At 36.9% G+C, this 10377-nt stretch carries 9 protein-coding genes and 1 pseudogene; 6 read left to right on the top strand and 4 right to left on the bottom strand.

From position 1 onward, the window contains the following. Positions 1-42: 42 nt before the first annotated feature. The gene (locus tag V7164_RS02895) at positions 43-243 is read right to left on the bottom strand and encodes a YlaI family protein (RefSeq protein ID WP_315668405.1); all 201 of its coding nucleotides are present in this window, start codon (positions 241-243) and stop codon (positions 43-45) included. A gap of 200 nt (positions 244-443) precedes the next feature. Here V7164_RS02895 and V7164_RS02890 point away from each other — a divergent pair, with 200 nt between their 5' ends. After that, entirely contained in the window at positions 444-899 is a 456-nt protein-coding gene (locus V7164_RS02890) for a pyridoxamine 5'-phosphate oxidase family protein (protein ID WP_335343877.1), read from the top strand. Positions 900-980: 81 nt separating this feature from the next. On the opposite strand, the gene V7164_RS02885 is transcribed toward V7164_RS02890, so the two are convergent. After that, a complete protein-coding gene (locus V7164_RS02885; RefSeq protein WP_335343876.1) occupies positions 981-1580 on the bottom strand; it encodes a YhcN/YlaJ family sporulation lipoprotein in 600 nt (199 codons plus the stop codon). Positions 1581-1764: 184 nt separating this feature from the next. Here V7164_RS02885 and V7164_RS02880 point away from each other — a divergent pair, with 184 nt between their 5' ends. Further along, entirely contained in the window at positions 1765-3093 is a 1329-nt protein-coding gene (locus tag V7164_RS02880; RefSeq protein ID WP_335343875.1) for a PhoH family protein, read from the top strand. A gap of 46 nt (positions 3094-3139) precedes the next feature. Here the strand turns inward: V7164_RS02880 and V7164_RS02875 are convergent, their stop codons facing one another. After that, positions 3140-3640: a peptidyl-prolyl cis-trans isomerase gene (locus V7164_RS02875; protein ID WP_335343874.1), complete on the bottom strand. Its 501-nt coding sequence runs from the start codon at positions 3638-3640 to the stop codon at positions 3140-3142. Positions 3641-3785: 145 nt separating this feature from the next. Here V7164_RS02875 and glsA point away from each other — a divergent pair, with 145 nt between their 5' ends. The 4 genes from glsA to pyc all read left to right on the top strand — a co-directional run bounded on the left by glsA (position 3786) and on the right by pyc (position 10164). Continuing rightward, positions 3786-4715 (top strand): glutaminase A, encoded by a 930-nt coding sequence (glsA, locus tag V7164_RS02870; protein WP_335343873.1) that lies wholly within the window; start codon positions 3786-3788, stop codon positions 4713-4715. 91 nt (positions 4716-4806) lie between these two features. Beyond that, a complete protein-coding gene (locus V7164_RS02865) occupies positions 4807-5088 on the top strand; it encodes a YlaN family protein (protein ID WP_335343872.1) in 282 nt (93 codons plus the stop codon). A gap of 323 nt (positions 5089-5411) precedes the next feature. Next, positions 5412-6614: an FtsW/RodA/SpoVE family cell cycle protein gene (locus tag V7164_RS02860; protein WP_335343871.1), complete on the top strand. Its 1203-nt coding sequence runs from the start codon at positions 5412-5414 to the stop codon at positions 6612-6614. Between the two features lie 109 nt (positions 6615-6723). Continuing rightward, entirely contained in the window at positions 6724-10164 is a 3441-nt protein-coding gene (gene pyc / locus V7164_RS02855) for a pyruvate carboxylase (RefSeq protein ID WP_335353360.1), read from the top strand. Positions 10165-10214: 50 nt separating this feature from the next. Here the strand turns inward: pyc and V7164_RS02850 are convergent. Then, positions 10215-10377, bottom strand: a pseudogene (locus tag V7164_RS02850) (heme A synthase); the annotation flags it as partial.

Raw genomic sequence — 10377 nt, 5'->3', positions numbered from 1 at the left:
TTGTGCTTGTCGGGGGTGGACAAGGCGCTTCCGCTTTTCTTGTTACCATTCTTCTTCCTTTACTTTGCTTTGGTACAATTTAAAGTTGCCAGTTTCCATTCTTTTTTGGGTATTTGCTGTTATTCTAGCTTCACAATCCTTACACATATAAGTATGGATCGGCCTGTTCCTAAGTCTTTTTGCCTGAAATGATTGATCTTCAATGGATTCAATTTTATCACATAAAACACATTTAACTCTCATCGCGTACACCTCAAAACTATTTTCATAAATGATTTATTCATTGCCTTGTAATCCTATTCGTTTGGTAAGTTCACTAAAGCCTATTATAATTATATATGATGTATATCTTTAATACGACTTTCTTTTTGTATGCTGATAATATGTATCGGTTGAAAGTTAAGGATGGGCATAATATGATGTAGAATGAAGGAGGAATTTGAATGGCAAATCAAGTAGAACCAAAATTAATTAAACCACTTTTTGATGCATTGCAGCAAGAAAGGTTTGTCACGTTATCGACAATTGATTTCGAAACGGGCGGACCAAATGTTAGTGCCATTTCATGGGTACTGGCCAAAGATGAAGGGACTATTCAATTTGCGGTTGATAATCGTTCAAGAATTGTTCAAAACATAAAAGAGAACAAAAAGGCGGTAATTAATTTAATCGCAAATGAATCTACATATTCCATAACAGGAGATGTTACTGTTAAGGAGGAAAAGCTAGATGGTGTTCCATTAAAGCTTGCTCTTCTAGAATTGTCTATTCATGAAGTACGGGATGTCATGTTCTACGGTTCCAAGATTATTTCTGAACCCCAATATGACAAAACATATGATAAGGATGCAGCAGCACGTCTAGATAAACAGGTAATGGACGCAATGAAAAAGGCCTAGTCGAATGACTGGGCCTTTTTCGTGCGCTATTAGAAATTGTCATCGACAAAGTCCATTGGCCGCTTTTCCTTATTTGATTACTTATTCATGTTTATCCTTAAAGTGGTTTGACTGTTCTTCTTGTTCATTCTCAAGCTTTCGTTCATCAGGATTATTTAATTTCTTTTTCGGTTCCTCTGGGGCATTCTTTGGTCTAGGATCTATAATGTCTGCTGGAATTTCAGGCATTAAACGGCCGGCAATGTCTGCTAATTCATTCATTATTCCTTGAATAGGCTTCCCGTTTTGAATATCATCTGAAATTTCTCTTAAACGTGCATTTATGTCAGGATCAGCAATGATAATAGCTCTTGCTCCGTCAGGATCATTTTTCAAGCTTTCCGCTACTGAATATTTAATGGCACCAACCTCTGATCTCTCCAAGTTTTTGTTGACATCAATTCCGACAATCGCATATCGGCCGAGAACAACTGCGGTAGCATCGTTTACATTAGGAATGCTTGTAGCGAGGTTGACTAAACGCTTTGAGATATGCTGCCCAGTTGTACGATCAACTTCTTGTATAGTACTGTTTTTGACATTTACTAAATTTTGATTTGGATTTTCTTGGCTTTGATTATTATTGATTCCACATCCCGCCATCAGTATGATTGCAAGTCCGATAAACAACTGCTTTTTCAATTTTCACCATCTCCTATACTTAGGCTTTAGCTAGTCCATTTCAGAAAGCTAAAGCATTATTAAAGGAATCATTAACGGTTATTGTGCAAAATTTCGTCTATCTTTATACGGTAAATCATATATTTTACCAAAGTTCCATTCGTTCCACTGTTTAATAGACCTAAGAGGAGCAGGAGGCATCAGATTGAGTAAAATATATGTGTTAGATACAAACGTCTTGTTACAAGATCCGCATTCAATTTTTTCCTTTGAAGAAAATGAAGTGGTTATTCCAGCCGTAGTGCTAGAGGAAGTTGATTCGAAGAAAAGATATATGGACGAGATTGGCAGGAATGCAAGACACGTATCAAGGCTGATTGACAGCTTTAGGGGTACAGGAAAACTTCATGAACGAATTCCTCTTGAAAATGGCGGAAGCTTGCGAATTGAATTAAACCATCGTTCATTTCAACAGTTACAAGATATTTTTATTGAAAAAACGAATGATAATCGAATTTTGGCAGTAGCAAAAAATTTATCATTAGAGGAAGAAACAAAGGAAGATGGAAAAACGGTCATATTAGTAAGTAAAGATGCACTCGTAAGGGTTAAAGCAGATGCAATCGGTCTAATAAGTGAAGATTACCTTAGTGATCGGGTTATTGAGAATGATCACCTATATACTGGATTTTTGGAAGTATATATTGCGAAGGAAACGTTGAATCGTTTTTATGAAAAGGGTGAGCTTTCCATCTCAGAAGCCGTCACTTTTCCAGTATTCCCTAACCAATTTCTTGTAATGAAGGATGCATTAGGATCATCGTCGTCAGCAATAGGAATTGTAGATAAAACAAGAAAAAAAGTTAAGAAGCTTATTTTTGATTATGACCATATATGGGGAATTAAACCTAGAAATGTTCAGCAAACGATAGCCATGGAACTTCTATTAAGAAAGGATCTTCCTCTTGTTACCTTAACAGGGAAGGCAGGAACCGGAAAAACACTTATTGCTCTTGCCTCTGGACTTATGCAGACAGAAGACTATGGATATTACAAAAAGCTGCTTGTAGCCCGCCCGATTGTACCAGTTGGAAAAGATATAGGCTTTCTGCCTGGTGAAAAAGAGGAAAAGCTTAGGCCATGGATGCAGCCGATTTTTGATAACCTGGAATATTTATTTAATGTTAAAAAGCCTGGGGAGTTGGATGCCATATTGGCTGGGATGGGTTCCATTGAAGTTGAGGCATTAACTTATATTAGAGGAAGGAGCATTCCAGATCAATATATCATCATTGATGAAGCACAAAATTTAACAAAACACGAGGTTAAAACGATTCTTACACGCGTAGGAGAGGGAAGTAAAATAGTGTTAATGGGAGATCCTGAACAAATTGATCACCCTTATTTAGATGCTTATAATAATGGATTAACATACGTGGTAGAGAGGTTTAAGGACCAAACAATCGCGGGTCATGTTAAGCTCATAAAGGGAGAAAGATCTGGACTTGCACAATTAGCTGCTGATCTATTATAGCGTCCAGTATGAAGAAGGGGCGGAATTATCGCCCCTTCCGCAGGGATTAACTGATCTTCAAAGCTTTAACTTTTTTTATTGGGTTATCTTTATTTCTTCCATCGCTATAATAAACATAAACCGGACCATCCTCTTTTAAAGGCTTGCCATTAATGGAAAAGCCAAGAATTAGCCCCATGCCCTCATGAAGGGGCATACTTATCTCTCCTTCTTCTTCACTTACAATAATGAGTGTGGCTGCATCTCTTTCAGGTTCTGCATTTTGGATAAATGGTTTTAAAGGGATGCCAAAAGTTCCATTCAATACTTTTTCCTTTTCAAATTTCTTTTCGGTTTTTAAAGTTGGGGGAAAAACAGCACCTTCCATAATTTCTCTATCCCAATGCTTGGAGATTGATTTTGTATATTCCTCAAGACCATCCTGCAATTCTTGATCCGTTTCAAAAAATGATAATAAATCAACTCGGCGATCATCGAATATCCAAACCCCTGGATCAAGTGTAATCGAATATTTAACTTTCCCGCTTAATGAAATAATATTTTCCATTAAAATTCCTCCTAAAAAGGCAAAAAACTTATTTACAAAGGTAAGTATACAGATTATTGATGGAATTGTCATACATTCGTTCAAATGATAAAATGGAAATTCCAGTATCAACCAAAATATTTAGCGATGTTTGGGGGAAGTTCCGTTGGTATGTCAAACAAATGAAGACTTACAAATGATTGTAAATGACGTTTATTCAATAACAGAGGAAGGAAAGGTAGCAGATTATATTCCAGCGCTTGCCAAGGCAAACAAAAGTGATTTATCTGTTGCCATCTATAAAAGTAATAATGAATGTCTCTATGCGGGTACTTACACGAAAAAATTCACATTACAAAGCATCTCTAAAGTCCTTGTATTAGCACTTGCCTTACAAGACAGGGGTGTTGATTATGTGTTTGACAGAGTTGGAATGGAGCCGACTGGAGATCCTTTTAATTCTATTTCGAAGCTTGAAACCTCTATTCCATCAAAGCCTTTAAATCCGATGATCAATGCCGGGGCACTTGCTGTTACAAATATGATAAAAGGGAATAATGAAGCTGAAAGATGGGGGCGAATCCTTCAATTTGTACAATGTTTAGGAATCAAGAAGGATCTGACATATGACAAGGAAGTGGCTGCCTCTGAGCTTGAAACCGCATGGCTTAATCGATCATTATGCTATTTTATGAAGCAGCATAAAGTGATAGAAGGAGATATCGAAGAATTAATGATGCTTTATACGAAACAATGTGCCATCGAAATGAATTGCTTTGAATTAGCGAAGATAGGAGCGGTTTTTGCTTTAAATGGAATTGACCCTGAAACAGGTGAAAGGCTTTTGCCTTTGGAAATTGCAAGGATTTGTAAAACGTTTATGGTCACTTGCGGGATGTACAATGCTTCAGGAGAATTTGCTATTAAAGTAGGAATACCAGCGAAGAGCGGTGTTTCTGGAGGCATTCTCGCTGTCGTTCCCGATAAGTTCGGGATCGGTATATTCGGTCCTTCACTCGATGAAAAAGGGAACAGCATAGCAGGTATAAAGTTGTTAGAGGAACTTGCTCTGCGTTATGATTTTAGTATATTTTAAAGGGATTCAATCCTTATTATTCTTGCTTTTTTCTCATCTAAAGTATAAAATTTATAGATAAGATAATCGCTCGGAAATGGGGGATTGAAAGTTGGCTTCAGAAATGATTATTGACCATAAGGAAAGAGCAAATGCCCTATTAAAGGCTGACGCAGATAAAATATTGAAATTAATTAAAGTGCAGATGGACAATCTTACCATGCCTCAATGCCCTTTATATGAAGAGGTGCTTGATACGCAAATGTTTGGGTTGTCTCGGGAAATAGATTTTGCGGTCCGTCTTGGCCTCATTGAAGAAAAAGATGGAAAGGCAATTATGGCTGAATTAGAAAAGGAACTATCTATTCTGCACGATGCCTCTGTAAGAAAATAAAAAGAAACGCGACGTCCTTTCGCGTTGTCGACACTTGTACGTCCTGTACATCGGGGGTAGGCGCTGAAGCTGGACAGTAGAAAAACTCAAACATTCTAAATGGATTGTTTGAGTTTTTTTATAATTAAATTAGTATAACTCAAACATCTTGAGTATGACTGAAAAGATATAAAAAATGTAAAAAATAATTTAATTAGTATGACATAATTATAGATTTTTCGTAAATAGTGTGTTACATTTATAACAACTTTTCTTCGATGCAGGATGTTTTAATGCTTTAATTGAATAAATTACTCTACATAGAAGATAAGGGAAGAGGTCGAATGTTAAAAAAAATCTTAAAATCATATGATTATACTTTGGTTATTGCTGTTATACTATTATCGGTTTTTGGCCTGATCATGATTTATAGTGCAAGTATGGTTACAGCTGTACAGCGCTGGGGGTATCCAAGCGATTATTTTTATGATAAGCAAAAGCTTCATCTTATTTTATCAGCAATTGCATTTATGTTTATGGCTATTTTTCCGTATAAAGCAATGTTAAGCAATAAAATTCTCGTACCAATGGTTTTTCTTTCATTAGCTGGCTTATTTGCAATCTATCTTTTTGGACATGCTACCAATAATGCTCAGAGCTGGTTTAAGTTTGGCAGCAGAAGTATTCAGCCTTCTGAATTTGTTAAACTCACAGTTATTATTTATTTATCTGCTGTATATGCAAAGAAACAATCTTATATAAACGAGTTTAATAAGGGAGTAGTCCCCCCGCTTGCTTATTTGTTTCTTGCTTGTTTATTTGTAGCAATTCAGCCTGACTTTGGAACTGCTGCTATCATTTTTGCTATTGCTGTGGTTATCATTTTTTCTTCAGGTATGAGCTATAAAAATGTCCTTAAACTTGGTACTATTGGCATCCTAATTGTAGCGCCTCTCGTACTTATCATGAAGGATAAGATTTTTACAAAGGTACGTATGGGGCGTATAGAAGCATTTCAAGACCCATTTCAAACCGATTTTGGCTACCATTTGGTTAATTCATATTTAGCACTCGGTGCTGGTGGACTAAAAGGTTTAGGACTAGGCCAAAGTATTCAAAAGCTAGGATATTTACCTGAATCCCATACTGACTTTATTATGGCGGTTATTGCTGAAGAGCTTGGTGTTTTTGGTGTTTGCTTTGTATTACTTCTTATTGGATATTTAGTTCTTCGAGGGTTGTATATAGGGCTAAAATGTATGGATCCTTTTGGCAGTTTACTAGCAATTGGGATTTCTAGTATGATAGGTATTCAATCTTTTGTTAATCTCGCTGGAATCTCAGGCGTTATTCCTTTAACAGGTGTTCCGTTGCCTTTCATAAGCTACGGAGGATCATCCATTTTACAGCTTTCTATGGCAATGGGGATTCTTGTCAATATTTCGATGTTTGTTACTTATGAACAAAAGTATAAAGGGACTGCAGAGAAAGAGCAGCAGGGGCAAAAAAGAAATGTTCTAAATCGGGTCTATCAATATCGTAAATAAGTGTCAGTATATCTGCACTTGTTAATAAATTACGGCTAACGGCTATACAACAGCCGTAGCACAGCTTCAATTTCCAGAAAAATCAAAAAGTAAAGATGAGGTGTTTCTCTTGAACCAACGTATCAACAAAGTGTTAGTGGCTAACAGAGGTGAGATTGCTATTCGGGTATTTAGAGCATGTACTGAATTAAATATCCGGACAGTAGCTATATATTCGAAAGAGGATTCTGGATCCTATCATCGATATAAGGCAGATGAAGCCTATTTAATAGGAGAAGGAAAAAAACCGATCGATGCCTATTTAGACATTGATGGAATTATTGAAATTGCTAAAAATAGTGATGTAGATGCTATTCACCCGGGTTACGGATTTTTGTCCGAAAATATCCATTTTGCTATACGTTGTGAGGAAGAAGGGATCATCTTTATTGGCCCGGAATCTCGTCACTTGGATATGTTTGGAGATAAGGTTAAAGCTAGAACACAAGCACAGCTTGCAGAAATCCCTGTTATCCCAGGCAGTGATGGCCCAGTAAACGGTTTAGATGAAGTAATAAGCTTTGGAAAGAATTATGGATTCCCAATTATTATTAAAGCTTCTCTCGGCGGCGGCGGCAGAGGGATGAGAATTGTTAATAATCTTGAGGAAGTTAAGGAATCATACGAACGTGCAAAATCAGAAGCTAAAGCTGCATTTGGCAATGATGAGGTTTATGTTGAGAAATTTATTGATAAACCGAAGCATATCGAGGTTCAAATCATTGGAGATAAGCACGGAAATATCGTTCATTTATATGAAAGGGATTGCTCCGTACAACGCCGTCACCAAAAAGTAGTTGAAGTTGCCCCATGTGTATCTCTTTCTCCTAAACTAAGAGATGAGATTTGTGAAGCTGCATTGAGATTGATGAAAAAGGTTGACTATATTAATGCAGGTACAGTTGAATTTTTAGTATCTGGTGATGAATTTTTCTTTATCGAAGTGAATCCGCGTGTCCAAGTTGAGCATACAATTACTGAAATGGTTACAGGGATTGATATTGTTCAAACCCAAATTTTTGTTGCAGCGGGCCATTCTCTTCATAGTGGAGTAGTTGGAGTTCCAACACAGGAAAATATTCATGTGAATGGGTATGCCATTCAATCTCGTGTAACAACAGAAGATCCATTGAATAATTTTATGCCTGATACTGGAAAGATTATGGCTTACCGATCTGGCGGTGGCTTTGGAGTTCGGCTTGATGCGGGTAATGGGTTTCAAGGTGCGGTTATTACACCTTACTATGACTCATTGCTTGTTAAATTATCAACACAGGCAATGACTTTTGAACAAGCTGCTGCAAAAATGGTTCGGAATCTTCAGGAGTTTAGAATCCGCGGAATCAAAACAAATATTCCATTCTTAGAGAATGTAGTAAAACATGAAAAGTTTATTAAAGGGGAGTACAACACTTCCTTTATTGACAAAACTCCAGAGTTATTCTTGTTCCCAAAACGAAAAGATCGTGGAACAAAAATGCTCTCATATATTGCGAACGTTACAGTGAATGGTTTCCCTGGTATTGAAAAAAGAAAGCGGCCAGTATTTGATCAGCCAAGAATACCGACATTAAGCAGCGAATTGCAATACAAGCAAGGAACGAAACAAATTTTAGAACAACATGGAGCTAATGGTCTTGTTAAATGGATAAAAGAACAGAAGGAAGTACTTCTTACTGATACAACATTCCGTGATGCTCATCAATCATTATTAGCCACCCGTGTTCGAACAAATGATATTAAACAGATAGCTGAACCAACAGCAAAATTATTGCCAGGTCTGTTTTCTTCTGAAATGTGGGGAGGAGCTACATTTGATGTCGCCTACCGCTTCTTGAAAGAAGATCCTTGGGAAAGATTGCTGACGTTAAGAGAGAAAATACCAAATATCTTATTCCAAATGCTTTTACGGGGTTCTAATGCTGTTGGCTATGCGAATTATCCAGACAATGTTATACGTGAATTTGTTGAAAAGTCATCACAAGCTGGAATCGATGTATTCAGAATTTTCGATAGCCTTAACTGGATCAAAGGGATGGAAGTAGCGATTGATGCTGTACGCCAGAATGGGAAAATTGCTGAAGCTGCTATTTGTTATACTGGTGATATTACCGACCCTTCAAGATCGAAATATCATATTAATTATTATAAAGAGTTAGCTAAAGAACTTGAGAATCAAGGTGCGCATATTTTAGGCCTTAAGGATATGGCCGGCTTATTAAAACCGCAGGCGGCCTACCAGTTAATTTCTGAATTAAAAGATACGGTCAATATTCCAATTCATCTTCATACACATGATACAAGTGGAAATGGAATATTTATGTACGCAAAAGCAATTGAAGCTGGAGTTGATATCGTTGATGTTGCTGTTAGTTCAATGGCGGGATTAACCTCGCAGCCTAGTGCCAATTCCTTATATTATGCATTAGAGGGTACTGACCGAAAACCAAATATTAATATCGATGCTTTAGAACAATTATCTTACTATTGGGAAGATGTAAGAAAATACTATCGAGATTTCGAAAGCGGTATGATTTCTCCACATACAGAAATCTATAAGCATGAAATGCCGGGTGGTCAGTATAGTAATCTTCAGCAGCAAGCTAAAGGTGTGGGGCTTGGGGAAAAATGGGATGAAGTTAAGGAAATGTATTTCCGTGTAAACCTTATGTTTGGTGATATTGTAAAGGTTACACCATCTTCTAAGGTAGTTGGGGATATGGCATTATATATGGTTCAAAATCAATTAACAGAAGAAGATGTTATTAATAAAGGGATGACTTTAGATTTTCCAGACTCAGTTGTTGAGCTATTTGAAGGATATCTTGGGCAGCCATATGGCGGATTTCCAAAAGAACTTCAAAAGGTAGTCTTGAAAAATAAAGAGCCAATTACAGTTCGTCCTGGGGAGCTATTAGAAGATGTTGACTTCGAAGCATTGAGAGAAAAGCTCTTCAAAGAGCTTGGCAGACAAGTGACAAGCTTTGACATGCTTGCATATGCCCTCTACCCAAAGGTTTTTATTGATTATACTAAAATAGTAGAGAAATTTTCGGATGTCTCTGTCCTTGATACTCCAACCTTTTTATTTGGAATGAGGTTAGGTGAAGAGATTGAGATAGAAATAGAGACTGGAAAAACATTAATTGTAAAGCTTATTTCAGTCGGTCAGCCACAAGCTGATGGAACAAGAATTGTCTATTTTGAATTGAATGGGCAAGCTCGTGAAGTTGTTATTAAGGATGAAAGTATTAAAGCAACAGTAGTGTCAAAAATAATGGCAGATCCACATAATGAAAGCCATATTGGGGCATCGATGCCAGGAACGGTTATTAAGGTTTTAGTTAAAAAGGGCGAAAAGGTTGAAAAAGGCGATCATTTAATGATTACAGAAGCAATGAAAATGGAAACAACCGTACAAGCTCCGTTTTCTGGAGTAATTGAAGATATTTATGTTTCAAACGGGGAAGCCATTCAAACAGGGGATCTGCTAATCGAAATTTCAAAATAAAAAAGGAAGAGTTGCAGTTGAAATGAACTGCAACTCTTCCTTTTTGTTCTTTATTGTACTGTAACTGGCGGTGCTGAAGGGAGCTTATTATCTTCCTTTACTTTCTCAAGTGAAAGGGCGTTTCTCTTGCTGCGTGAGGAAAGAAGAATAAAGTAACTTAAAACACCAAATAAACAAGAAATAAAGAAGGCGTGTGCCAATGCTATATATAAA

It is taken from the genome of Bacillus sp. JJ1474 (genome assembly GCF_036965225.1).
Classification (GTDB): domain Bacteria; phylum Bacillota; class Bacilli; order Bacillales; family Cytobacillaceae; genus Cytobacillus.
Note: the sequence above shows the minus strand (reverse complement) of the source record. Positions and strands in the feature narration are given on the sequence as shown.